The organism is Sinimarinibacterium flocculans, assembly GCF_003201205.1.
Taxonomy (GTDB): Bacteria; Pseudomonadota; Gammaproteobacteria; order Nevskiales; family Nevskiaceae; genus Solimonas; species Solimonas flocculans.
The window spans coordinates 465849-490502 of record NZ_QICN01000002.1 but is presented as its reverse complement, the minus strand read 5'-3'; the positions used below and the strand labels follow the sequence as shown (position 1 = coordinate 490502).

At 68.9% G+C, this 24654-nt stretch carries 17 protein-coding genes; 9 read left to right on the top strand and 8 right to left on the bottom strand.

Translation table 11 applies throughout. The annotated features are described in order from the left end of the window. The first annotated feature begins 137 nt into the window (after positions 1–137). The 3 genes from C8D93_RS05990 to C8D93_RS05980 all read left to right on the top strand — a co-directional run bounded on the left by C8D93_RS05990 (position 138) and on the right by C8D93_RS05980 (position 4191). The gene (locus C8D93_RS05990) at positions 138–2342 is read left to right on the top strand and encodes a winged helix-turn-helix domain-containing protein (RefSeq protein WP_110264242.1); all 2205 of its coding nucleotides are present in this window, start codon (positions 138–140) and stop codon (positions 2340–2342) included. Positions 2343–2426: 84 nt separating this feature from the next. Continuing rightward, positions 2427–3659, top strand: a complete 1233-nt coding sequence (locus C8D93_RS05985; protein WP_110264241.1) for an NADH:flavin oxidoreductase — start codon at positions 2427–2429, stop codon at positions 3657–3659. A 10-nt stretch (positions 3660–3669) separates the two neighbouring features. Further along, on the top strand, positions 3670–4191 hold the full coding sequence (locus C8D93_RS05980; RefSeq protein WP_110264240.1) for a hypothetical protein: 522 nt from the start codon (positions 3670–3672) through the stop codon (positions 4189–4191). Positions 4192–4194: 3 nt separating this feature from the next. Here C8D93_RS05980 and C8D93_RS05975 read toward each other — a convergent pair whose 3' ends face one another. After that, entirely contained in the window at positions 4195–4545 is a 351-nt protein-coding gene (locus tag C8D93_RS05975) for a VanZ family protein (protein WP_110264239.1), read from the bottom strand. 516 nt (positions 4546–5061) lie between these two features. Here C8D93_RS05975 and C8D93_RS05970 point away from each other — a divergent pair. Both C8D93_RS05970 and C8D93_RS05965 read left to right on the top strand, forming a co-directional pair. Further along, the gene (locus tag C8D93_RS05970; RefSeq protein ID WP_110264238.1) at positions 5062–6816 is read left to right on the top strand and encodes a hypothetical protein; all 1755 of its coding nucleotides are present in this window, start codon (positions 5062–5064) and stop codon (positions 6814–6816) included. A gap of 164 nt (positions 6817–6980) precedes the next feature. Then, a complete protein-coding gene (locus C8D93_RS05965; RefSeq protein WP_170123919.1) occupies positions 6981–7943 on the top strand; it encodes a GGDEF domain-containing protein in 963 nt (320 codons plus the stop codon). A gap of 34 nt (positions 7944–7977) precedes the next feature. Here the strand turns inward: C8D93_RS05965 and C8D93_RS05960 are convergent, their stop codons facing one another. Together C8D93_RS05960 and C8D93_RS05955 are read right to left on the bottom strand one after the other, a co-directional pair. Continuing rightward, positions 7978–8823, bottom strand: a complete 846-nt coding sequence (locus tag C8D93_RS05960; RefSeq protein WP_110264236.1) for a class I SAM-dependent methyltransferase — start codon at positions 8821–8823, stop codon at positions 7978–7980. Continuing rightward, positions 8820–9599, bottom strand: coding sequence for a glucose 1-dehydrogenase (locus C8D93_RS05955; RefSeq protein ID WP_110264235.1), 780 nt, complete (start codon positions 9597–9599; stop codon positions 8820–8822). Before C8D93_RS05955 ends, C8D93_RS05960 begins: the two co-directional genes overlap by 4 nt. Before the next feature lie 189 nt (positions 9600–9788). Between C8D93_RS05955 and C8D93_RS05950 the strand changes: the two genes are divergently transcribed. Together C8D93_RS05950 and C8D93_RS05945 are read left to right on the top strand one after the other, a co-directional pair. Further along, positions 9789–12080 (top strand): TonB-dependent receptor, encoded by a 2292-nt coding sequence (locus C8D93_RS05950; protein WP_245903829.1) that lies wholly within the window; start codon positions 9789–9791, stop codon positions 12078–12080. A 167-nt stretch (positions 12081–12247) separates the two neighbouring features. Beyond that, on the top strand, positions 12248–12871 hold the full coding sequence (locus C8D93_RS05945; RefSeq protein ID WP_110264233.1) for a hypothetical protein: 624 nt from the start codon (positions 12248–12250) through the stop codon (positions 12869–12871). A gap of 30 nt (positions 12872–12901) precedes the next feature. Here the strand turns inward: C8D93_RS05945 and C8D93_RS05940 are convergent, their stop codons facing one another. Then, positions 12902–14191, bottom strand: a complete 1290-nt coding sequence (locus tag C8D93_RS05940; protein ID WP_110264232.1) for a DNA recombination protein RmuC — start codon at positions 14189–14191, stop codon at positions 12902–12904. Between the two features lie 122 nt (positions 14192–14313). Between C8D93_RS05940 and C8D93_RS05935 the strand changes: the two genes are divergently transcribed. Continuing rightward, on the top strand, positions 14314–18453 hold the full coding sequence (locus C8D93_RS05935; RefSeq protein ID WP_146216524.1) for a PAS domain S-box protein: 4140 nt from the start codon (positions 14314–14316) through the stop codon (positions 18451–18453). A gap of 8 nt (positions 18454–18461) precedes the next feature. Here C8D93_RS05935 and C8D93_RS05930 read toward each other — a convergent pair whose 3' ends face one another. The 4 genes from C8D93_RS05930 to C8D93_RS05915 all read right to left on the bottom strand — a co-directional run bounded on the left by C8D93_RS05930 (position 18462) and on the right by C8D93_RS05915 (position 23544). Continuing rightward, the gene (locus C8D93_RS05930; protein ID WP_110264230.1) at positions 18462–19325 is read right to left on the bottom strand and encodes an SDR family NAD(P)-dependent oxidoreductase; all 864 of its coding nucleotides are present in this window, start codon (positions 19323–19325) and stop codon (positions 18462–18464) included. A gap of 119 nt (positions 19326–19444) precedes the next feature. Beyond that, the gene (locus C8D93_RS05925; RefSeq protein ID WP_110264229.1) at positions 19445–20995 is read right to left on the bottom strand and encodes a FadD3 family acyl-CoA ligase; all 1551 of its coding nucleotides are present in this window, start codon (positions 20993–20995) and stop codon (positions 19445–19447) included. A gap of 66 nt (positions 20996–21061) precedes the next feature. Next, a complete protein-coding gene (locus tag C8D93_RS05920) occupies positions 21062–21838 on the bottom strand; it encodes an SDR family oxidoreductase (RefSeq protein ID WP_110264228.1) in 777 nt (258 codons plus the stop codon). A gap of 32 nt (positions 21839–21870) precedes the next feature. Then, positions 21871–23544 (bottom strand): FAD-binding protein, encoded by a 1674-nt coding sequence (locus C8D93_RS05915; protein WP_110264227.1) that lies wholly within the window; start codon positions 23542–23544, stop codon positions 21871–21873. 219 nt (positions 23545–23763) lie between these two features. Here C8D93_RS05915 and C8D93_RS05910 point away from each other — a divergent pair, with 219 nt between their 5' ends. After that, positions 23764–24654, top strand: coding sequence for a VOC family protein (locus C8D93_RS05910; RefSeq protein WP_110264226.1), 891 nt, complete (start codon positions 23764–23766; stop codon positions 24652–24654).

The window sequence follows — 24654 nt, the reverse complement described above, 5'->3', positions numbered from 1 at the left end:
CACAAGCCACTGACGGGTCTGGGAAATATGGCGAGTTCCGACGAAGTTCCGACGCCGGGAACGGGGCCGACAGGCAGCCGTCGTCGTCCCGGCGTAGGCTGTGCGTCCGGATCTGCGCGGACGGGGGCGGAAAAGCGGTGAACACCTCACAGGACAGCGAAGGTGCCGGGGCGGCCGCGCTCTGGCACTTCGGCCGAGCCGAGTTTGACGAGGGCACGTTCGAGCTGCGCGTCGATGGCCGCGTGCTCGACGTCGAGCGCAAGCCGCTGGAGGTGCTGCTGTGCCTGCTGCGACACGGCAACGAGATCGTCAGCAAGGAAACGATCCTGGAGACGGTGTGGCCCGGCCGCATCGTCACCGAGTCGGTGCTGACCAAGTGCATCGCCAAGCTGCGCGACGCCCTCAAGGACGAGCGACAGACGCTGATCCGCACCCAGCACCGGGTCGGCTACCGCCTGACCGTGCCGGTTCGGGTCGAGGACTCGCGCGCCCATGCGGTGGAGCATCTGTCGGCGCCGGAGTCGACGTTTGCCGTCGTGCCATCTGCGCCCGCTGTCGAGCCGGTGGATGCAGTCGCGGCGCCGAAGGCGGCGCAGGCCGCGCGACGGCCGTACCTGCTCGGCGCGCTGGTGGTTGCCGGCGTGCTGGCGGTCGGGCTGGCCTTCGCGCTGCGCGACCGCGCAGCGCCGCCACCGGCGGAGAAATCGGTCGCCGTGCTGCCGTTTGCCAACCTCAGCGACGAGGCCGACAGCGCCTATTTCACCGAGGGGCTGCACGATTCCATCCTCACGCACCTGGCGCTGATCCAGGATCTGAGCGTGATCTCGCGGACCTCGGTGATGCAGTACCGCAACGGCGACCGCAACCTGCGGCAGATCGCGCGGGCGCTGGATGTCGCGCACATCGTCGAGGGCAGCGTGCAGCGCGCCGGCAACCGTCTGCTGGTCACCGCGCAGCTGATCGACACGCGCACCGACAGTCATCTGTGGGCCGGTCAGTTCGACCGCAGCCTCAGCGACGTCTTCACCGTCCAGGCGGGCATCGCCAAGCAGATCGCCGGCGCGGTGCACGCCCAGCTCACGCCGGAGGAGCAGCGCCGCATCGAGCGCGTTCCAACGACGGACACCGCCGCGTACGAGGCCTACCTGAGGGCTCTGGAGGTGGAGCGCCGCAGCTCGTCGACGCGCGCCGAGGTCGAGGCCGCGATCGGGCAGCTCGAGCAGGCGGTCGCGCGCGATCCGTCGTTCGCGCTCGCGCACGCGCTGATGTCCGGCCTGCACGACTCGCTCTACTGGGCCGGCAAGGACGCCAGCGACGAGCGGCGTCGCCAGGCCCGCGAGAGTGCCGAAGCGGCGCTGCGGATCGATCCCGGCCTGCCGGAGGCGCATGTGGCGATGGGACGCTACCTGTACCACGGCGAGCGCGACTACGGCGCGGCGATCAAGGTGCTCGAACACGCACGCGAGCTGGCGCCGGGCGGCGCCGAGGTCCCGTTCTGGCTCGGCGCGATCCATCGGCGCCAGGGGCGGTGGCAGGAAGCGGTGGCGAGCTTCGCCCGCGCCGCCGAGCTCGACCCGCGCAACGAGCAGGTGCTGATGGAGTATGCGTTCACGCTCACCGCGCTGCGCCGCTACGACGAGGCCGACCTCGTCTACGCCCGGCTCGAGGCGTTCGCCTCGCGGCCGGAACACATCCGCCTCAAGCGCGGCACGCTGCAGTGGATCGCCAGCGGCGACCTCGGGCCCCTGGAGCGCGCCCTCGACGCCTTCGGCGATGCGGCGATGACCGACTGCGATCTGGCAATGGCACACTGGGAGCTGTACGTGGTGCGCCGCCAGTTCGACGCCGCGGCGCAGGCGGCGATGTCCTGCGACGACAGTGCCGCACTGGCCAGTGACGCCGGCGGCATCCCCAACACCTTCTTCGCCGCAGTCGCCCGCTTCTGGGCCGGCGACGAAGCCGCCGCCCGGACCTTGTTCGAACAGGCCGGTGCCACGCTCGAAGCCCGCCTGCGCGATCGCGCCGACGAGCCTGCGGCGCGCCTCAGCCTGGCCCACGTGCTGCTCGTCGTCGGCGAGCGCGAGGACGCCATGGCACAGGCGCAGCGCGCACTCGACGAGCTGCCGCTGTCGCTGGACGCCGTCAGTGGCGCCTTCGTGATGAAGATGGCGATCGGCTTCTACTCCGTGGCCGGCGAGACCGAACGTGCCCTCGGCCTGTTGCGCCGTTCGCTGGAGATGCCTGCCGGCGAGCACGCCCACGCCGCCCGGCTCAACCCGGTCTACGATCCGCTGCGCAGCGATCCGCGCTTCGAGGCCCTGATGGTGCAGCACGGCGCCTGAGCGCGCCGGTACCTGCCCAGTTCGGACGAGGACAGCCCGCGTCACGGGCGCGAGAGTGCGACGGCCACCCGCCCAGGAAGCCGCATGTCGCACGCGCCGCCACCGCTTCGCGCCTTCACGCCCGTCCAGATCGGCCCGCTGCGGCTGCGCAACCGCTTCATCAAGTCCGCGACCAACGAGGGCATGGCCAAGACCGGCAAGCCGTCGCGCCTGCTGATCGAGCATCACCGCGCGATCGCCGCCGGCGGTGCGGCGATGACCACCGTGGCCTATTGCGCGATCAGCGCCGACGGTCGCACCTTCGAGGAGCAGGTCACGCTGGACGATGCCAGCATCCCGCATCTGCGCGCGCTCACCGACGCCGTGCACGTCGAAGGCGCTGCGGCCTGCGCGCAGATCACGCACGGCGGGGCCTTCACTTTCGTGCCCGAACTGACGACGAAGTATCCGCTCTCCGCCTCCGGCGGCTTCAACGCGGCCGGCGTGATCAGCGGGCGGCTGTTCAAGACCGCGATGACGCGCGCCGACATGCTGCGCATCGCCGACGAGTTCGTCGCCGCGGCGCGCCGGGCGCAGCAGGCGGGCTTCGATGCCGTCGAGATCCACATGGGCCATGGCTATCTGCTCAGCCAGTTCATCTCGCCGAAGTACAACCGCCGCCGTGACGAATGGGGCGGGGCGGCGGCGCAGCGCGCGCGCTTTCCGGCCGAAGTGCTGCGACGTGTGCTCGACGCCGTCGGCGACCGCCTCGCCGTCACCTGCAAGATCTGCGTGACCGAGGGCTTCAAGGGGGGCGCTACCGCCGATGACGCCGTCGAGGTCGCGCGCATGCTGGAGCGCGAGGGCGCCCATCTGCTGGTGCTGTCCGGCGGCATGAACGTCGAGGCGCCGTGGGCGATCTTCGGCAGCAACATGCCGGCTGCCGCGGTCGAGACGATCCAGAATCCGGTCGTCAAGCTCGCCACGCGGATGATGCGGATATGGGAGCCCAAGGTCGCCTTCCGTGAGCTGTATTTCCTCGAACACTCGCGCCGCGTGCGTGCTGCGGTGACCTTGCCGCTGGCCTACCTGGGCGGCGCCAAGTCGCTGGCGGGCATCGAGTCGGTGCTCGCCGAGGGCTTCGACTGCGCGGTCATGGGTCGCGCCCTGATCCACGATCCGGAACTGGTCAACAAGTTCCGCGACGGTCGCGCCACCGTCTCCGGCTGCACCGCCTGCAACGAATGCGTCGCGATGATGTACACCGAAGCGGGCACGCACTGTGTGCTGCGGCCGCCGCCGGACGTCGCGCTCAATCGCGAGCCGGCGGTACCTTGATGACCGGCCGATGAGCCTGTTGGAACGATTGCCGCTGCGCCTGTTGATCCGCGACCTCGCCATCGGTGCGCTGGCGGTGGCGGTCCTGCAGGCGAGCCACGCGCTCGATGGCGGCGACTTCGCGGCCCGCTGGCCGCTCGCGGCGCTGGCCGGCGTGCTGCTCGCACTGGCCGGCTACCTCGCGCACGAGTGGGGGCACCTGCTCGGAGCGCTCGCCAGTCGCAGCCGTGTCGAACTGCCGGCCGGTCTCGCGACCGTGTTCCTGTTCAAGTTCGACATCGGCGCCAACGACCGGCGCCAGTTCCTGTGGATGTCGGCCGGCGGCTTCGTCGCCAGCGCGCTGATCGTCGCCCTGTACTTTGGCCTGCTGTCCTTCGGGCGCCCCGCGGACGCGATCGCACTCGCACTGACCGTGCTCGGTGTGCTGGCAACGGCCGTGCTCGAACTGCCGCCGGCCTGGCGGGTGCTCCGCGGCGACGCGCTGCCGCGCAGCGGCCCTGCCTTCGTGGACTCGCGCGCAGATCCGGGCTGAGCGTCAGCCGGCGGGCGGCGCGCGCAGCCGGGTGCCGATCACTGCAAGTGATCCGCCGACGACAACGCCGATGGTGTTCGCAACAATGTCGGCCCACTCGAAGCTGCGCCAGGGCAGCCGGTCCTGGACCAGCTCGATGACCACGCCGAAAGCGATCATCGCCAGCGACGCCGCCAGGCGGCCGCGCGTGTGCCGCTGTCCGAGCACCGCCAGCAGGCCGAGCACGAGATAGCAGCCCAGGTGGACCAGCTTGTCGGTATAGCCCGGCAGCTCGGGCGTCTGCGGTACCGGCACCAGCGCACTCGCGCCGACGGCGGCGACAGCGATGACCCACAGGGCTTTGATCAGGGACATGGGAAACCCGGACGGTCGGTGTTGAGGAACGGGCAATGCCCGCGCCGAAGCAAAAAGGCGTGATCCTGATCCGGCCGATGTCAGCCGATGCCGGTTCGCCTTCGCTGCGGTCGTGCAAGTGTGACCGCAATCCCATTTCAGGGTTGTCGCAGGCGCCTCGTCCGCTATTCTCGGCCTTGCCGGACGTCGCACGTTACGAGGGGGCGCCAAGGCGGGCTTCGAGCCCAAGGGGGGCGCAGCTAAGAGACGTATCACGCCGGGCTCGTGGCCAGCCGTCGCGGGTGGCCGTCATTCGAAGAAGTAGAAAAAGAAGAGGGTGTGATGAGTCCAAATCAGAAGCGAACAGCGCCGCTGTTGGGCGCAGCCGTGGTATTGGCCGCAGCGTGTGGCGGGGGTGGTGGAGGGGGGACGACAGAAGAGCCCATACCTCAGGAAATCCTGCTGACGATTTCCGGAAAGATCGTCGGTCCCGCGCCGTCCGGCGCGGAAGTCACGGCGCGGATCGGCGATGTCGAGGTGACGACGGAGGCGGCGGAGGATGGCGCCTACTCCCTTGAACTTGCGGTCGACGAGGCGCTGAGCAGTGCGCTCGTCACGCTCGCCGGCAAGTTCACCGGCGATCAGTCCTTCGTCGAAATGCTCAGTCAGCTCGGCAGCGTGTCCGACCTTCAGGCGCAGGCCGGCGAGGACGACAGCCTCTCGCCCGACGAGAACATCCGCACGAACATCAGCAGCCTGAGTACGGCCGAGGCGGTGCTGCTCGACGAGGCAGCGGGCGGCGGCGGCAAGGGTGCGATCGGCAACGGTATCGATGCGGCCGAAGCACTGGAGTTGGCCGCCATCCTCGAACTGGCAGCCACCGACCCCGATGCCTTCGCGCTGCCGCAGGGAACGGACACGACGCTGGCACTGGCCCGGTCGCGCGATGGTCGCGCGTCGTTCGCCGCTGCCGTGGAGGAGACCGATCCCAAGTCGCTTGAGAATGCGCGGCGGGCGCTGATCGTCAATCCCGACGTGGTCGGCGCGATCACGGCCTCCGATGTGCCGAACGTCCTGCTGTCCGCAGTGCTGCAGGTCGGTGGCGAGTTCCCGTTCAACTTCTTCGATCTGGTCACCGGCATCGAGTTCGACGAGGAAGGTCGGGGCCGTTTCTTCAGTTCGCGCACGAACCGTGGCATCAGCTGGACGTTCGCCGACAACCGGGTCCGGGTGACCTACGACGAACCGCAGCTGACGTTCGGGGACGAGCTGGTCGACTGCGACGGTGACGGAACCCCGACGCGCGAGCAGGGCGTGGTCACGGATGACGGCTTCGAACTGGTCATCCTGTCGCCGACGGCGATCAGTCTGAGCATCACCGGCACGCTGGCGTTCCCGGAGTGCCCGGCCGTGCCCGAGGAGACCGTGACCTCGACGGGTGCCCTGACGGTCCTGAACCAGAGCAACACCGGCGGCTTTGTCGAGGCGGACATCGCCGGCGCGAGCTTCGTCGCGCCGGTGCGGATTCCCAACGGCGAGACCGACAGCGGGGCATCGCTGTTCCAGGCAGAGCTTCTGAACTTCTCGGCCAACGGAACCGGCTCCGGTACCTACCTGATCGATGCCTTCGACTGGACGATCGAGGACGGCACGCTGACGCTGACCTATGCCGACGGTGTCAACGTGCGCTACCGGACGGTCGCCTCCATCGACGCCGTGGCGGCCGGTGTGCTCGTCGATTCCGGCGCCGGTATCGACCGGCTTGCCGAGATCGACTTCGGTTTCGAGGCCGATCCCGCTGCAAGCATCGATCCGCTGGACGTCGCCGGGCAGTACTTCCAGTTCGGCGTCGGCGAGGAGAACGGCGGCGACCCGCGGCTCAAGGGGTTCCGCTTCGTGCTCCAGGCGGACGGCAGCGGCTCGCAGGCAACCGATTTCGTCGACGAGAACGGCGAAGTCGTCGACGCCGCACTGCCGCTGCGCTGGGTGGCCGAGGGTGGCGAACTGCTGATCACCCGGTATCAGGACGGCGACTCCGGCGCGCCGTGCGACCCGCCGGCAACCGGCTGTCAGCTCGTGGACGAGCGCAGACTGGTGGCGGTCAACGAAGATGGCGAGCGCTTCTACCTGCTGGAGTTCCGTCAGCGCTACGCGGGCGGTGTCGTCAATGGCCCCGCCACGACGGTCGCCCGCTTCTACGACCGCGTGCCGCTGGCGGCCAAGAACGGCTTCGTCCTGCCGGCGCCGGCCTTGCGTACGCCAGCGCCCGGGGCGCTGCAGCACCTGCACTGAGGCGGCTGACCGCGCCCCGCACCGCATTTCGCGGTGCGGGGCGTTTTTGTTGCGCGATCGTGGAACGGCCGGTCGCGACCGACGGAGGCCTGGGCCGGCTCAACGGCATCAAGTTCGGCCCGTCGGGGCCGCTGCAGAACCGACACTTGCCCTCCGGTGGATTCATGGCGGCACACAGCGTGAGAACGGTGCTCGAAGCCGTCGCCGAGGTTTCGGCCGAGCGCGACCTCGACGCCTTGCGCGGCAGCCTGCTGCAGACGACCGCCGAGGTGCTCGACTGCGACGGCGCGGCGTTCTGGGAACTGCCGGGCGAGGGCGCTGCACCTGCGCTGCCACCGTTCGGCGTGGCCGTGACGGCGCCGACGCTTGAGCAGCTGCGCGCCGGTTCGGCGGTGGACCTGCACGATGCCGATGGCGCCTGCGTGAGCCTGTTTCCGCTGGCGCGTGGCGAGGTGCTGGCCATCCGCACCTGCGGCGATGCGACGCGGCCGGACGACGCGCGCGTCGCGCAGGCCATGCTGCGGCTGTACGCCAACTTCGCCGATCTGATCGCCGCGTCGGAGCAGGACCGTCTGACCGGGCTGTTCAACCGCCGCAGCTTCGATGCCCAGCTCGCACGCGCCGCCGAGGCCTGTCTGCCGGCGGCGCTGCGCGAGCGCCGCGGCGACGGCGAGACTGCCGGACGCTGGCTGGTGCTGTTCGACGTCGATCACTTCAAGCGTATCAACGACCGCTTCGGTCACCTCTACGGCGACGAGGTGCTGTTGCTGCTCGCGCAACTGCTGCGACGTCGTTTTCGCGGCGACGACCGCTGTTTCCGCTATGGCGGAGAGGAGTTCGCGGTGCTGCTGGCGCCGACCGAGGAGGCCGGCGCGCGGGCGGCGGCCGAGCGTCTGCGTCGCGACGTCGAGAGCCAGTCGTTCGCGCGTGTGGGGCAGGTGACGATCAGCCTGGGCGTCGCGCGCCTGCGCCCGGGGCTGGGGCCGACCGACGTGATCGATCTGGCCGACCGCGCCCTGTACGAGGCCAAGCACGGCGGGCGCAACCGTTGCGTGTTCGCGGGCGACGCGGGTGACGGCGATGCACCGGCGATGGCGCGCAGCTTCGGCGAGGTGGAACTGTTCTGAGGTGGAACTGTTCTCGAGCGGCGTGCCCGCGCGTTCAGCGCCGGGCTTCGAGAATGCGCACGCGATCACCGCCGCGGGTCTTGGCGATCTCGCGCGTTTCCGGCAGATCGCGGGTCCGGTGCAGGGTCACGTGCGCGAAGCCGTGGCCGCGCAGCCGCTGACCGGCCTCGTCGGCCGAGCGGAAGTGAACGTGCATGCGGCCGCGCACGAACACCTGCAGGATGCCGCCGAAAGCGGCCATCGCCGCGTTGCGGTTCTCCTGCATGAGATACAGGTCCGAGAGGTACAGGCCCGCCGGGAAACCCGCGAGCACTTCGGCGATGCGATGCCAGACGGCATCGGCGTCGCGGGGCGACAGATAGTTCATCAGGCCTTCGGTGATGATCGCCGTGCCCTGTGCCGGATCGAGGGTGGCCGCGACCGCCGCCAGCGACTGAGGTCCGTCCTCGACCAGGGCGTCGAGTTCCATGACGCGATGACGCTCACCCAGCAGTCCTGCCGCGCCCAGCAGGCGGCGCTTCTCGGCGGCCATCGCCGGCAGGTCGGTTTCGACGTAGCCAAGGCGATCGCCGAAGCGCTGGCGCAGACGCCAGCCGCGCGCCGACAGGCCGGCGGCAATCTCGATGACCTGGGTGATGCGCCCCTCCTCGATCGCCCGCGACAGCACCGCATCGATCCCGACGTGGCGGGCGAGCATCAGCGCCTCCAGCGAGATGCCGCTGAGCGTCCGGGCCATGCCGGTGAGCATGCGGAACCCGCGGTCCAGCCGCCGACCCTGCGGCGTGACCAGCGCCACGTCGGACAGGCCGAGCCGGTACCAGAGATAGCCGGTCGCGTGCGCGGTGGGGCTGACGCGCGCGGTCCTGCCGCCGGTCGTCATACGCCGGGGGCGCCGGGAAAGCCCACGTAGTACTGGCCGCAGAGCATGCCGCCGTCGACGGCGATTTCCGCGCCGCACAGGTAGGAGGACTCGTCGCTGGCCAGGAACAGGCTGGTGTACGCGACTTCCACCGGCTCGCCGACGCGCTGCATCGGCACCATGCCGTAGCGCTTGTTGACCTCGGCCTTGGCTTCCGCATAGGGGTTGCCCATGGCGGTATCGATGCCGCCGGGATGCACCGAGTTCACGCGAACGCCCTTGTGGCCGAACTCCATGGCTGCGGCCTTGGTGAAGCCGCGCACCGCCCACTTGCTTGCGTTGTACGCGGACAGGCCGTTCGCGGCCTTCATGCCGTCGACCGAGGAAATGTTGACGATCGAGCCGCGGCCGCGTTCGGTCATGCGCGCGCCGACCAGCTTGGTGCCGAGGAAGCAGCCGACGAGATTGACGTCGAGCACGCGCTGGAACTCGGCCCGTGCGGTCTCGGCGATGGTCTTGAACATCAGGATGCCGGCGTTGTTGACCAGCACGTCGATCGCGCCGAACGAGGACTCCGCGGTCCCGATGAGCTGCTGCCAGCTCGTCTCGTCGGTCACGTCATGGCGCACGAAGCGCGCCGAGTCGCCGATCTCGGCGGCGAGCGCGGCGCCGTCGGCGTCGAGCAGATCGGCGATGACCACCTTCGCGCCTTCAGCGGCGAACAGCCGCGCCGTTGCCGCGCCCATGCCGCGTGCGCCGCCGGTCACGATCGTGACCTTGTTCTGCAGCCGGCCCATGTCGTCTCCTCGCTGGTCGGGTCCGCGCGATCATGCGCAGCCGCCGGCCTGCGAGGCTTCGTCCGAACGAACGACGGTTCCGCGACAGGCTCGTCCTTCCGGGTGAGGCTGTGCCCCCGTCCGGGTTGCCACGATACGGCAGCCCGGTGCGGCCGGGCCCACCCGATAACGACACCAGGAGCAAGCCAGGTGCGACAGGAGAACCCGATGCGGCTGCGGCCGCTGGCCCTCGCGGCCCTTTGCGCGTATGGAAGCGGCGTCGCGGCCCAGCCCGCCGAATCGGCGGACCCGGCGGAAGCGCGGCGTGCCCCGACACAGATCGAGGAGATCGTCGTCACCGCGCAGCGCCGCGAAGAACGGCTGCAGGACGTGCCGCTGGCCGTGACGGCATTTCCGGAGGACCAGATCGAGGCGCGCGGCATCGACGACGTCGGCGATCTCAATGCGCTGGCGCCGGGCCTGCAGATCAGCCGGACGCCGTCGAACACGACAATCTCGCAGGTGACGATCCGCGGCATCAGCCAGATCAATCCGGCGATCTACTGGGACCCCGCCGTCGGCATCTATGTCGACGGCGTCTACATCGGCAAGGCCCAGGGCAGCATCTTCAACCTCGTCGACCTGTCGCGCATCGAAGTGCTGCGCGGCCCGCAGGGCACCCTGTACGGGCGCAACACGCTGGCCGGCGCGATCAACCTGGTCACGCGCTCGCCCAGCGGCGAGTTCGGCGGCGAGGCCAGTCTGGAGATCGGCAACTACAACGCCTTCGTGCAGCGTGCGTCCGTGGACCTGCCGAGAATGGGCATCGCCAGCATCTCCATCGGCGCGCGCAGCGAGCAGCGCGACGGCTGGATCGACACCCCTTCGTCGGCCTCGGTGCCGCAGCTCAACGACCGCAGCAACCGTGGCCTGCGCATCGCCGCGGACTTCGATTTCAGTCCCAGCCTGCTCGGCGAGTACCGCTTCGACCAGTCGCGCGTCGACCAGACCAACAACTTCACGCAGCTCTACCGCATCGAGATTCCGTTCCTGCAGCCGTTCGCTTCGCGCGAGCGCCTCGAGAGCGCTAACGTGGACGCACCGTCCTTCGAGCGTTCGCAGGTGCAGGGTCACTCGTTCACCCTGAGCTGGAATGTCGGCAACGGACTCGAGATCAAATCGATTTCCGGCTACCGCCGGCTCGACTGGAACGACTCGCTCGATCTCGACGGCTCGCCGCTGCCCGTGGTCTGGACCCAGCGATTTACGGACTACGAGCAGATCTCCCAGGACCTGCAGCTGCTGGGCGGCTTCGATCGCGGGAACTACGTCGCCGGTCTCTACTACTTCGGCGACGACGGCCAGACCAACAACCCGCAGAGCTTCTTTGTCCTCGATCCCAGCAGCGACGCGTATTTCGATTCGCGCTACGGCACCAAGACCGGGGCCTGGGCGGCCTACGGCCAGGTGGACTTCCGGCCGGTCGAGCGGCTGACGCTGACCGCCGGCGTGCGCTACACGCGTGAGAAGAAGGAGATCGAGCGTGCCTTCGGTCTGCGTGCGGACCCGGCCGACCCGTTTTTCTACCTGATTCCCGAGGGCACCGAGGCGTCCGAGACCTTCGACGCGACAACGCCGACGTTCTCGGCCGCGTGGCGTTTCAGTTCGCAGCTCAACGTCTATGCCCGGTACGCCGAGGGCTTCAAGAGCGGTGGCTTCAACGGCGAATTCAGCCAGCCGCCGAGCGGCGACCCCAACGAGGACATCAGCGAGCTGATCGCACTCAACATCGCCGAGACGCAGACGCCGTTCAAGCCGGAGAAGCAGCAGTCGTTCGAGATCGGCCTGAAGTCGAGCCTCGCCGATGGACGCCTGATGCTCAATGCCGCGGCGTTCCACAACTCGCTCGACGATTTCCAGGCATCGATCTTCCTCGGCAGCGGCGCCGCCGCCACCGTGGTGCGCAATGCCGGCGAGGCGACGATCCAGGGCATCGAGCTCGAAGCGGCGCTGCGGCTCGGCAGCACGATGCTGATGGCGAACTATGCGTGGCTCGATCCGGAGTACGACGAGTTCATCGATGGCGGGGTCAATGTCGCCGACAACCGCGCCTTCGTGCATGCGCCCGAGCACAGCTTCAACCTCGCGCTCGACAGCGAGCTGCTCCGTCGCGATTGGGGCGCGGTGCGCGCCGTGGTCGACTATGCGTGGACCGACGACTTCTACACCTATCCGTATCAGCTCGAGGTCACCAATCCCGGCCTGCAGCTTGCGCGCGACTCGCAGGTCGACGCGCACGGCGTGCTCAACCTGCGCCTGGCCGTCACCGACGTGCCGCTCGGCGCGCGCGGCAGCGGCGAGATCGCGCTGTGGATGCGCAACGCGCTCGACGACGACACCGCGACCAACTTCATCGACTTCGGCCCGGGCTTCGGCAGCCTGACGATCGCCAACTTCGAGGAGCCGCGCACCGTCGGCATCAGCGGCGTGGTGCGCTGGTAGCGTCATCCGGGGGCAGCAGGGGAGCGGTGCCCGGTCGTCGGGGGGCGGCCGGGCACGCTTTTTCTGCAGACCGTCGGCGGCGGGGCGATGCCCGCGCAGGCACCCGACCATCCACGGCCGAGTTCATGCACAATGCCGCCGTCCATCATCGACTGGGGGAGTCCGTCATGCCGCACGCCTTTCGCCTCGCCGCCGTCGCACTCGCGGCCGGTGTGTTGTCGCCCGCCGCCGTGGCGAACGACAAGTTCCAGCGCATCGAGTTCTTCGGCTCCTATGCCCAGCTCGAATCCGACGGCATCGCCGAGGACTTCGATGGAATCGGTGGCGGCCTGCGGGTGGTGGGAGGACAGCGCGTCGGATTCTTCGGTGACTTCCAGGGCGAGTACGTGCCCACCGAGATCGACGGCGGCGGCGCCGATCTCGATTTCGAGAACTATCGTGCCGGTGCGGGCTGGGGCTTTCCGGCGGGCCCGGTCGGCTTCTTCCAGGTCAAGGCCGAGTACGTGTCGCTGCGCACCAAGCTCGAGAGCGGCGGGGTCGAGGTCAAGGAGAACGGCTACGGCGTGCACCTGCAGTTCGAACAGGACCTCGCCTACGACTTCGGCGTCCACGCCTCGCTCGGCTACCTTGACGTTGACGATGCCGACGGCACCGAGTACGTGATCGGCTTCCACTGGGTGCCGGACGTGTTCGGCTTCTTCGCCCAGCTGCGCTGGGACGATCTGAACGTCGACGGCGGCGGCGAGCTCGAGATCCAGACGGTTCGCGCGGGGTTTCGCGTCCCGTTCTGAGCGCGCGTCGGGCGCCCCCTGGCGCCACCGCTACTCGTCGTCCGCGGTGTCCGCCGCGCTGCCCAGCAGGCGCTCGCTGTCTGATTCCGGCAGGGCCTGGACGGTCTTGAGCCTGCGCGTGATCGCGCGTGTGCGCACGCCGGTGTTGTCGAGCTGGTTCGAGGCCTCGTCGAGCTTCTTGCGCACCTTGTCGAGCACGTCGCCGAACTTGTCGAACTCGGTCTTGACTGCGCCGAGTACCTGCCAGACCTCGCTGGAACGCTTCTCCAGCGCCAGCGTGCGAAAGCCCATCTGCAGGCTGTTGAGGAAGGCCAGCAGGTTGGTCGGGCCGGCGACGGTCACGCGATGCTTGCGCTGGATGTCCTCGAACAGCCCGGGCCGGCGCAGAATCTCGGCGTAGAGACCCTCGACCGGCACGAACAGGATCGCGAAGTCGGTGGTGTGCGGCGGCGACAGATACTTCTCGGCGATGGTCTGGGCTTCGGCGCGGATGCGGCGTTCGAGCGCCAGCGCCGCCGCCGCGGCGGCCTCGGGGTCGGCCCGCTCCTGCGCATCGACCAGCCGCTCGTAGTCCTCGCGCGGGAACTTGGCATCCACCGGCAGCCACACCGGCGTGCCCTCGTCGCTGCGGCCGGGCAGCCGGATCGCATACTCGACGCGCTCGCCGCTGCCGGGCTTGGTGGCGATGTTCGCCGCGTACTGCTCGACCGTGAGCACCTGTTCGAGCAGCGCCGCGAGCTGCACCTCGCCGAAGATGCCGCGCGACTTGACGTTGGTGAGCACGCGCTTGAGGTCGCCGACGCCGGAGGCCAGCGTCTGCATCTCGCCCAGTCCCTTGTGCACCTGCTCGAGCCGCTCGCTGACCAGCTTGAACGACTCGCCGAGACGCCGTTCGAGCGTTTCGTGCAGTTTCTCGTCGACGGTGCGGCGCATCTGCTCGAGCTTCTCGGCATTCTCCTGGCGCAGCGTCTTCAGGCTTTCCTCGACGCCGGTGCGCAACGCCAGTCCCTGTTGCGCCTGCTGCTCGCCGAATTTCGCCAGTGTCTCCGACTGCTCGCGACGTCCGGCACGCGCTTCTTCGAGAAACAGTTGCAGGCGTTCGCCCAGCTCCTGGCGCTGCCGCGCCGCCGCGTCGGCATGATCGCGGCGTTGTTGCGCCGCATCTTCGCGGACGACACGCTCCAGGCGCTCGAGATCGTTCTGCAGGGCCTGACGCAAGGCCTCGCCACGCTCGCGCGACGGCAGCAGCCGCAGCAACAGCGCACCGACCACGGCGCCCAGCGCCGCCGCCGCAGCCATCCACATCAGGTCGAGATCCATGACGCATTGTACGTCGCGTGCCGGGACCGCCCGCCGCCCCGATCGCCCCGCTGTTCGGGCCGTGCTATGCGTCGGCGGGATGCAGGCGTAGGCTGTTCACGAAACGAGACCGGAAGACGGCAGTGACGGGAGATCTGCTCCGCGAACTGACCAACAACGTGGCTCCGCTGCTGGGGCTGGTCATCCTGCACAGCGTCCTGCTGTCGCGGTTGCAGCGGCGCGAGCGCGTCGTGGAGGCCTTGTTCGGCGCGCTGTTCGGCGCGGTCGCCGTTCTCGGCATGACCTTTCCGTTCGAGCTGCATTCCGGGACGATCTTCGACGGGCGCACCGTCGTGCTCGCGCTGGGGGCCTTCTTCGGCGGGCCACTGGTCGCCGCGATCGCCGCGTTGTGTGCAGGGGCCTACCGCGTCTGGCTCGGCGGCACCGGCATGTGGGTGGGGCTGGGGACCATTGCCACGGCGGCGGCGTTCGGACTCGCCGGCCGCGTGCTGCTGCGGCGCCAGGACCAGCGGCCGCGCTCCGGCAGCTTTCTCACGCTGGGTTTCTGCGTCCACCTCGCGGCGCTGCTGTGGATGCTGCTGCTGCCCGCCGGTCTGCGTGCGCAGATGCTGGCCGAGGTCGCGGCCGCCTACCTCGTCGTGCTGACCTTGTCGACCTGGGTCTTCGGGCACGCGTTCCAGGTCAACGTCAGCCGGCTCGATGCCCTGCGCGAGGCGGAGGAGGCCGAGGGCCGATTCCGCAGCCTGGTCGAAGGTTCGCCGATGGGTGTCTACGTCGTGCAGAACGGCCGCATCACCTACGCCAACGCGGAGATGGCACGCATGTTCGGTCGCGTCGACGGGCAGTTGGCCGGTGTCTCCGTGGAGGACATCGTCGTTCCCGAGGAGCGGCTGCGCGTGCGCGTGCAGGTGCGTGCCGCGCTGACCGGCGTGGGGCAGTTCGCCGGACTGCAGTTCCAGGCCCTGCGCGCCGACGGGTCGCAGTTCCGCGCCGAGATGTTCGGCAGCCGGACCCGGCGCGAGGGGCGCATGGCCATCGTCGGCATGCTCATGGACGTCACCGAGCGCGAACGCGACGCACGCCGGCTCGCACGCAGCGAACGCCTGTTGCGCCAGGCCCAGCAGGCCGGCCGCATCGGCAGCTACGTGCTCGACGTGGTTCGCGGCCGCTGGACCACCTCCGAAGTGCTCAACACCATCCTCGGCGTCACCGAGGAGATGCCGGACACGCTGGACCAGTGGTTCGCGATGATCGCCCCCGAACATCGCACGAAGATGATGGCCGAGGGGCAGCGCATCCTGCGCGAGGAAAGTCATTTCAGCCACGAGTACCAGATCGTCCGGCCGAAGGATGGACGCAAGCGGTGGGTCAGCGCCTCCGGCGAGGTCGAACGCGATGCCGAGGGGCGTCCGCTGCGCGTGGTCGGCGTCATGCGCGACATCACCGACCGCAAGTTCGCCGAGCAGGCGCTGGAGCGCAGCGAGGCCCTGCACCGACAGGCGCAGCGGGTGGCACGGCTCGGCCACTGGGAGATGGACCACGCCAGCGGCACCCTGACCCTGTCGGAGCAGACCTACCTGCTCTGGGAGCGCGACCGCTCGCAATGGCAGGCCAACTACCGCAGTTTCCTGGCGTCCCTGCACCCGGACGACCAGGAGCGTGTCGACTGCAGCTTCGCCGCTGCACTGGTCCGGCGCGAGCCGTTCGTGGAGCAGTACCGCCTGGCGTTTGCGGACGGCCGCATCCGTCACATCGAGACGCACGGCGAAACCACCTACGCGCCCGGCGGGCACCCCCTGCGCACCATCGGCACCGTGCAGGACGTCAGCGAGCGCATCGCGGCCCAGGCCGATCTGGCACGCGAGCTGGCGAACACGCGGATGATGCTGGAGACGATGACCGACGGCTACATCCGCACCGATGTGGACGGCCGCATTCTCGACACCAATCCGGCGTACTGCCGCATGCTCGGCTATGGCCGCGACGAGATCGTCGGACGCAAGGTCTCCGACTTCAAGGCGCCGGGCCGGATCGACGAAGTCCCGGCGCGGATCGGCCAGATCCTCGCTGCAGGCCAGGCGCGGTTCTCCACGCGGCACCGGCACAAGGGCGGGCAATACATCGACATCGAGGCCAGTGCGGTGGCCCTGCCGGATGCGCATCCGCCGCAGCTCTACGCCTTCTTTCGCGACGTCACCCTCGAGCGTCGCGCGGAGGCGCACTACAAGGAACTGGTCAACCGCATTCCGGCCGGCGTCTTCCGCTATCGGGCCCGCGCCGGCGGCGGGCACTTCGAGTACCTCAGCCCGGCCTGTGCCGAGTTGCTCGACGTGGACCTGGCCGATGCCCTGCGCGATCCGGCTGCCGTGTTCGGGCGCCTCGGCATCGCACCCGGAGCCCACTTCGACAGGCCGGCGGGTGACGACGAGGCGCAGACTGCCTTCGCCTGGGAGGGCCGGCTGACGGGGACGCCGTCCGACCGGTGGCTGCAGGTGGAGGCCGGATCGAGCGTCGACGATGACGGCGACCGCATCTGGCACGGCATCGTCAGCGACGTGACGGTGCGCCAGCAGTTGCTCGAACGGTTGCGGCTGGATTCCGCGGTGATCGCCAGCACCTTCGAGTCGATCATGGTCACCGAACTCGACGGCACGATCATCTCCGTGAACCCGGCGTTCGCAGAGATCACCGGCTATCCGCCCGACGAGGTCATCGGGCGCACGCCCAGCGTACTCAAGTCAGGCCGGCACGACGAGGCGTTCTATCAGGGCATGTACCGCGCGCTCGACGAGGTCGGCCACTGGCAGGGGCAGGTCTGGAACCGCCGCAAGTCCGGCGAGATCTATCCCGAGTTGCTGAACATCAGCGTCGTTCGCGACCCGGACGGACGCCGCACGCACTACGTCGGCGTGGCCACCGACATCAGCCAGATCAAGCGCAGCGAGGAGCGCCTGTTGCATCTGGCGCATCACGATGCCCTGACTGGCCTGCCCAATCGCCTGCTGCTCGGGCTGCGGCTGGAACACGCGATCGAGCGTGCCCGCCGTCACGACAGCAAGCTGGCGGTGCTGTTCCTCGACCTGGACCGCTTCAAGAACGTCAACGACTCGCTGGGGCACGAGGTCGGCGACCAGCTCCTGCTGGCCGTGGCCGAGCGCCTGCGCGGGCTGCTGCGCGAAGAGGACACGCTGGGCCGCCTGGGGGGCGACGAGTTCCTCATGCTGCTCGACCAGGTTGACAGCTCGGTGGCCGCCGCCAAGCGCGCCGAGCAGGTGCTCGCCGCACTGGGGCAGCCGTTCTCGCTGAAGAGCGGGCACGAACTCTACGTGCAGGCCAGCGTCGGCATCTGCATGTTCCCGGCCGACGGCGATCGCGTGGAGTTGCTGATCCGCAACGCCGACACGGCGATGTTCCGGGCCAAGGAGAGCGGGCGCAATACCTACCAGTTCTACACCGAGGCGCAGACCCAGGCCGCGAGCGAGCGGCTGGCACTGGAGACGCGCATCCGCCAGGCCGTGCGTGACGGTGTGTTCGAGGTCTGGTACCAGCCGATCTACCACTTCGCCGACCGCCGCCTGGTCGGGGCCGAGGCGCTGCTGCGCTGGCCCGACGGCGAGCGGTTCATCTCGCCCGACGTCTTCATTCCGGTGGCCGAGGACAGCGGGCTGATCGTCGAGATCGGGCAGCACGTGCTGCAGACCGCCTGCGCCGACCTGCGCCACTGGCTGGACGACGGGCTGGACATCGAGCTGCTGGCGATCAACCTGTCCATGCAGCAGTTCCGGGCGCCGCGGTTCGAGCAGCAACTCGCCGCCGACATCCGCGCGGCGGGCGTGCCGGCTTCGGTGCTGGAGCTGGAGATCACCGAGCGCGGGCTGATGGACCTCGGGCCCAGGACGCTGCGCAAGCTCGACACGCTCAAGTCCCTGGGCGTGCGGGTCGCGATCGACGATTTCGGTACCGGCTACTCGTCGCTGACCTACCTCAAGCGCATGCCGGTGGACAAGCTCAAGATCGACCGCAGCTTCGTGCGCGACCTGCCGCAGGACACCAGCGACGCGGCCATCGTGCACACCATCGTCGCGATCGCCCGCACGCTCGGCCTCAAGGTGCTGGCCGAAGGTGTGGAGCGGGCCGATCAGCTCGCCTTCCTGCGCAACGCGGGCTGCGACGAATGCCAGGGCTTCCTGTTCGGTCGCGCCGTGCCGGCAGAAACCTTCGCCGCGCAGTTGCGCGAGCAGAAGCTGCCGGCCGACGCGTAAGCTCTCGGCTACTCGACGATCGCGGGATGCGGCGGTGTCGGTGCGCCGAGCATCGGTCGGTGCGACGGCGGCTGGCGACCCTCGTCGCTGAGGCCATAGGTCTCGGCGAGCTCGGCGCCGATGTGCACCTGGCCGGACTTCTCGGCGCGCGCCGGATCGTTGTACAGCGCGGCGAGCAGGTGACCGGTGAACTCCGGCGTCTCGGCGATCTCCCAGAACCCCGCGTACTTGTCCGGCTCGCTGTCCATGACGCGCTTGGTGCGGTCGGTACGCAGCATGCCCATCCAGATCGACACGGCGGCGACGTTGTGCGGCTTGAAGTCCACGCCCATGTCCTTGGCGAACTTGTCGACGCCGGTCTTCTGCGCGCCGTAGGCCGGACCGTGCATGTAGCAGCTCGCACCGAAACTCGAGGTGAAGGCGATCAGGCCGTTCTTCTGCTCGACCATCAGCGGCGCCGCGTACCAGCTGGCGACGTAGGCCGAGCGCAGGCCGACGTCGAGGATGTCGACCAGCTCCAGCGGCTTGGTCCAGAAGCCGCCCTTGTCGATCAGCCTGTCGTGCAGGAAGGTGGCGTTGTTGACGAGGATGTCGAGCCGGCCCTGTTCGGTTTTCACGCGCTCGAACAGCGCCTGGACGTCCGCGTCCTTCGCATGGTCGACCGCGACCGCGATGCCGGTGCCGCCGGCCTTCGTGACCGCGTCCGCGGTGCCGGCGATGGTGCCGGGCAGTGCGGCGTCGCCCTCCTTGAGCGAACGTCCGGTGACGTAGACCGTCGCGCCGTGTGCACCGAGTGCGACCGCGATGCCCTTGCCGGCGCCGCGCGACGCGCCGGTGACCACGGCGACCTTGCCTTTCAGATCTGTATTCATTCCCCCAGTCTCCTGTGTCCGTTGCGTCCCGTGGCCAGTAGGGTGGGTTAGCGCCGCAGGCGCGTAACCCACCATGATCGCCCAGCCGGCGGGTTACGCGGCCTTGCCGCTAACCCGCCCTACGGTTTGCGTAGTTGATACTTCATCACCTTGCCCGATGGATTCGTCGGCAGCGCATCGACGAAGGCGATCTGGCGCGGCACCTTATAGTTCGCCATCTGTTCGCGGCACCACGCGATCAGCGTCTTCTCGTCGAGCGACTGGCCCGGCCGCAGCAGCACATACGCCTTGCCGACTTCGCCCATGCGCTCGTCGGGTATGCCGACCACGGCCACCTGCGCGATCGCCGGATGGGCCGCCATGATGCGTTCGATCTCGGCGGGATAGCAGTTGAAGCCGCCGCTGATGTAGAGGTCCTTGAGCCGGTCGGTGATGCGCACGTAGCCGCGCTCGTCGAGATGGCCGACGTCGCCGGTGTGCAGCCAGCCATCGGCGTCGATCGCATCAAACGTGGCGGCTTCGTCGTCGAGGTAGCCCTGCATGACGTTGTAGCCGCGCACGACGATCTCGCCGGACTCGCCCGGGCCGAGCGGGCGGTTGTCGCCATCGACACTGCGCAGTTCGATGCCGGGGATCGCCTTGCCCGAGGTCAAGGCAATGGTTTCGGCATCGTCGTTTGCATCGCACAGCGAGACCACGCCGCAGGTCTCCGTGAGCCCGTAGCCGGTCAGTACGACTTTGAAGCCGAGTTCGGCGCGCGTGCGTTCGATCAGGCTCGGCGCGATTGCCGCGGCGCCGGTGATGGTGGCTCGCAGGCTCGAAAGATCGGTATGCGCACGCGCCGGATCGTTGAGCAGCGAGATCAGTAGAGTCGGCGGTCCCGGCAGCACCGAGATGCGGTCGCGCTGGATGCGCTGGAGAATCGCGGCGGCGTCGAACACCGCGTGCGGCAACACGGTGAGCCCGGCAAGCAGACCCGCGAGCCAGCCGACCTTGTAGCCGAACGAATGGAAGAACGGATTGACGACGAGATAGCGGTCGTCCGGATTCAGGCCGACGGCCGCCGACCACGCTGCAATCACGCGCAGGTTCTGCGTGTGGTTCGTGACCACGCCCTTCGGGTGGCCGGTCGTGCCCGAGGTGAACAGGATGTCCATGCGATCGTCGGGCCGGACACGCGTGCTCGCTTCCGTGACCGCGTCGACGCCGCAAGCGCTGGCGCGCGCGACGAAGGCCGGCCACGTGAAGTCATCCGCCTGTGCCTCGCCGATGACGACGATGTGTTCCAGAATCGCCGGGCGATGTGCGCCGAGCACCGATGGAAAGTGCTGGTTGAGAAAGCGGCCGGCGCAGAACAGCACGCGCGCGCCGCTGCGCTCGAGGATGTAGGCGGCCTCCTGCCCCTTCATCCGCGTGTTGACCGGCACCAGCACCGCGCCCAGCGTGTGGATCGCCAGTCCGGCGACGATCCACTCGACGCCGTTTGGCGCCCAGATCGCGATGCGATCGCCGTGCTGCACGCCGAGCGCCAGCAGGGCGCGCGCGGCTTCGATACGCCGCGCATCCAGTTCCGCATAGCTCAGCGATACGCCGTCCTCGCCGACGACGGCAGTACGCGCCGCGTGGCGCGCGACGGATTCAGCGAAGGCGGCAGGAACTGTGGCACTCATGTGCTTGTTCTGAATCCCGGCGCCATGGATGGCGCCGTCTTGTACAGGACGTACATGTCTTCGCGATCAATCCGCCCACATCAGGTAACCGTTGTCGATCCGCATCTCCGCGCCGTTGATGAAGCGCGACTCGTCGGACGCCAGGAACAGCACCAGGTTGGCGATGTCCTGCGGCTGGCAGAAGCGCGCCTGCAACTGCTTGGGGTCCTTCTCGCGGACGTGGGCCTGGGAGGTCGGTGCGCCGGTCTGGCTTTTGTGCAGGTTGAAGACCATAGGCGTGGCGATGCCGTCCGGGTGGATCGAGTTGCAGCGCACCTTGTAGAGCTTGGCGCGGCAGTGTGCCGCGACGCTGCGGGTCAGGCCGGCCACCGCGGCCTTGGACGCGCTGTAGGCGCAGAAGCTCGACACGCCGCCGATGCCGGCCATCGACGACATGTTGACGATGGACCCGCTCGGTCGCTGCTTCATCGCCTCGAGGCCGTACTTGCAGCCGAGGAAGTAGCCGTCGGAATTGATCTTCTGGATCTTCTGCCACAGCTCCAGCGAGGTGTCCTCGATGGTCGCCTGCGCGAGGATCGCGGCATTGTTGACGAGCACGTCGACACCGCCGAAGGCTTCCTGGGTCACCGCGATGACCTTGCGCCAGTCGTCTTCCGAGGCGATGTCGTGCTTCACGAACAGCGCCGCGTCACCGATGGACCTGGCCACTTCGCGGCCGGCCTCCTCGTTGACGTCGGTCAGCACTACCTTGGCGCCCTCGCGCGCCAGCAGGATCGCATCTTCCTTGCCGACACCGCTGGCCGCACCGGTGATGATCGCGACCTTGCCGTTCACTCGTCCCATGGGTTCGTCCCCGTCGTTCGTGATGTGATGAATCAGTTGGACCGCTGCGCCGCATGGCGCCCGGCGCGCCGCCCCGACCACAGGCAGTCGGCGAGCGACAGGCCGCTGACGTAGCCGTTGGAGGCGATGCCGACGGCGCTGCGGCCTGCGGCGTACAGGCCGCCGACCACGTTGCCGTCGGCCCGGCGCACGCGGCCGTTGTCGTCGACCGCCAGTCCGCCGAGTGTGATCGTCGGGCACGGGAACGATTTCTTGCCGGCGCCGATGTCGAGCGCGTAGTACGGCGGCTCGTCGAGACGCGCACGCATGTCCGCGCTCTTGCCGAGCGCGTCGTCGCGGCTGCCGTCGGCGCTGGCGTTGTAGTCGTCGAGCGTGCGGCGCAAGGCGTCGGCGGGCATGCCGAGTTTCGCGGCAAGCGCTTCGGCCGAGCGCGCGCGCGGCGCGAACAGCATGAGGAAGAAGGCGGGCACGCTCTGGAAGAACCACAGCTTGCCGGAGAGGGCCTCGCGCATCGCGGTCTTGCGCAGCCGGCGATCGAGGATCAGCCAGGCTCGGCCGCCGGCCTTCTCGACCATGTCGACGCCCAGGCGGGCCCCGTAGACCTGCTCGTTGCAAAAACGCCGGCCGTCAGGGCCGACGACGATGCCCTTCGGCCATGCCGTCGGCGGATTGATGAAGCGCCAGGCCGAGACCTTGTGCATGCGCGACGGTTCGCCGCCCACGGAGTTGCCCAGCCGGATGCCGCTGCCGTCGCAGCCGGTTGCGCCCAGACGCATCGCCGGCAGGTACTGCGGCGCGACCTCGCGCAGCAGCGTGCGGTTGAAGATGAAGCCGCCGGCACCCAGCACGACACCGCGCCGGACGCGGATGCGCAGGCGCTTCGCATGCTTCTGTTCGATCTGCGCCGCCTTCGCCCGCAGCCGGTCGGCCCAGCCGCCGGCAAAGTCGTGCACCTTCTCGGCCTTGCGCATCAGCTTGCGATGCTGGCGCTGTGCCGCGCTGCCGTCCGCGAGCTGATGGACTTCGGCGCCGATCACCGCACCCTGCGCGTCGACGATCAGTCGCCGCACCGCCGCCTGCCGCAGCACCGGAATGCCGAGGGCATCCACCCGGCGTTCGAGTGCGCGATACAGCTCGCGGCCGGAATCGATGCCCGGCGCCATCACGCGATGGCCGCGGGCCGCCGGCTTGGCGTGCGCGGCGTAGGCCGGCACCGCCTCGTTGCCGGAGTAGTAGTAGTAGGTGCCGTTGCGCGGATACGAGGTTTTCGGCGGGTTCGGGTTGGACCGGAACTGCACGCCGATCGACTCCAGCCACTCTAGAAGGCCGAGGCTGTCGTCGCAGAAGGCACGCAGCGTGGATTCGCTCACCACGTCGCCGCTCTCCTGGCGCAGGTAGTCGAACATCGCCTGCGGCGTATCGTCGACGCCGGCCTGCTTCTGGATGTGCGTGCCGCCGCCCAGATAGACGATGCCGCCGCTCTTGATCGTGGCGCCGCCGCCGTCGAAGCGCTCGGCGACCAGCGCTTCGGCGCCGGCCTCCTTCGCCGCGATCGCTGCCGCGCCGCCGGCGGCACCGAGGCCGACGACGAGCACGTCGCACTGCCGGTCCCAGTCGCTGTCGGCAAGCGCGCTGCCGTCCAGCGGCGGTTCGACGGCGAGCACGCCGGGCTCGGCGGACGTCATCGGAATGGCGGCTGCAGACATGCGGGAAAGGTCCTCAGGAATGGCTCCGGCATTATTTCGATCTGCGCCGGTGCGGCTTCATCCGTCCTGACTAGGGCTGCACTGTCGCTCCGCGGGCATCCCTCATGCGGACGAGGGTTTGCCGGAGCCTTGTCCCGGGCGCTCATCAAAACGGGTGAAGCTGCCGGCGGTCCCGGATTCGGATAATGCCCGTCTTACCCGCATCCAACAGGGAAGTCCATGAAAATCCAGGCGCTGGCCTACGTGCTCGCCGAGACGACGGATATCGGCAAGTGGCGGCACTACGCCGAACAGGTGCTGGGCATGTCCACGGCCGAGGCGGCCGGCGGCGCCCTGTATCTGAAGATGGACGAGCGCGCGTTCCGCATCGCCGCGATTCCGGGCGGCGCCGACCGCTACCTTGCGTCGGGCTGGGAACTGGCGCCGGGCGTCGATTTCGACGGGACGGTCGCCGCGTTGAAGGCCGCCGGCGTCGAGGTCGGCGACAGCAGCGAGGCCGAGCGCGCGCTGCGTCAGGTTGCGCGCATGGTCAAGTTCACCGACCCGTCGGGCAACGCACACGAGCTGGTCCAGGGGTACACCGGCAGCAGCACCCCGTTCGTGTCGCCCATCGGCGTTGCCGGCTTCAAGACCGGCGCCCAGGGCATGGGCCATACCGTGCTGCCGGCGGCGCAGAACTTCGACGCCACCGAGAAACTCTTCCGCGAAGTGTTCGGCTTCGGCATGTCCGACCGCTTCAACTTCAAGCCGGGGCCGGATGCGCCGAACATCCGCATCCACTTCATGCACGCCGCCAGTGGCCGCCATCACAGCCTCGCGCTCGCCGAGATGCCGGCGCCCACCGGCTGCGTACACATCATGGTCGAGGTCGAGTCGATGACCGACGTCGGGCTCGCCCACGACCGTCGCGTCCAGCACGGCGTCAAGCTGATGGCGACGCTGGGCGAGCACGAGAACGACCGCATGACCTCGTTCTACATGCTCACGCCGGGCAACTTCGCCCTCGAGTACGGCTGGGGCGGCATCACCGTCGATCCGCAGAGCTGGCAGACCACCGAGACGCAGCGCGTCTCGATCTGGGGCCACGATTTCTCCGTCGGCTTCCAGTAA

What these genes read in the sequence shown, in the direction of transcription:
- C8D93_RS05920 (WP_110264228.1), bottom strand. Translation starts at nt 21,838, where the DNA reads ATGGGACGAGTGAACGGCAAGGTCGCGATCATCACCGGTGCGGCCAGC.
- C8D93_RS05945 (WP_110264233.1), top strand. Translation starts at nt 12,248, where the DNA reads ATGCCGCACGCCTTTCGCCTCGCCGCCGTCGCACTCGCGGCCGGTGTG.
- C8D93_RS05910 (WP_110264226.1), top strand. Translation starts at nt 23,764, where the DNA reads ATGAAAATCCAGGCGCTGGCCTACGTGCTCGCCGAGACGACGGATATC.
- C8D93_RS05930 (WP_110264230.1), bottom strand. Translation starts at nt 19,325, where the DNA reads ATGAATACAGATCTGAAAGGCAAGGTCGCCGTGGTCACCGGCGCGTCG.
- C8D93_RS05960 (WP_110264236.1), bottom strand. Translation starts at nt 8,823, where the DNA reads ATGACGACCGGCGGCAGGACCGCGCGCGTCAGCCCCACCGCGCACGCG.
- C8D93_RS05955 (WP_110264235.1), bottom strand. Translation starts at nt 9,599, where the DNA reads ATGGGCCGGCTGCAGAACAAGGTCACGATCGTGACCGGCGGCGCACGC.
- C8D93_RS05980 (WP_110264240.1), top strand. Translation starts at nt 3,670, where the DNA reads ATGAGCCTGTTGGAACGATTGCCGCTGCGCCTGTTGATCCGCGACCTC.
- C8D93_RS05965 (WP_170123919.1), top strand. Translation starts at nt 6,981, where the DNA reads ATGGCGGCACACAGCGTGAGAACGGTGCTCGAAGCCGTCGCCGAGGTT.
- C8D93_RS05915 (WP_110264227.1), bottom strand. Translation starts at nt 23,544, where the DNA reads ATGTCTGCAGCCGCCATTCCGATGACGTCCGCCGAGCCCGGCGTGCTC.
- C8D93_RS05985 (WP_110264241.1), top strand. Translation starts at nt 2,427, where the DNA reads ATGTCGCACGCGCCGCCACCGCTTCGCGCCTTCACGCCCGTCCAGATC.
- C8D93_RS05975 (WP_110264239.1), bottom strand. Translation starts at nt 4,545, where the DNA reads ATGTCCCTGATCAAAGCCCTGTGGGTCATCGCTGTCGCCGCCGTCGGC.
- C8D93_RS05940 (WP_110264232.1), bottom strand. Translation starts at nt 14,191, where the DNA reads ATGGATCTCGACCTGATGTGGATGGCTGCGGCGGCGGCGCTGGGCGCC.
- C8D93_RS05925 (WP_110264229.1), bottom strand. Translation starts at nt 20,995, where the DNA reads ATGAGTGCCACAGTTCCTGCCGCCTTCGCTGAATCCGTCGCGCGCCAC.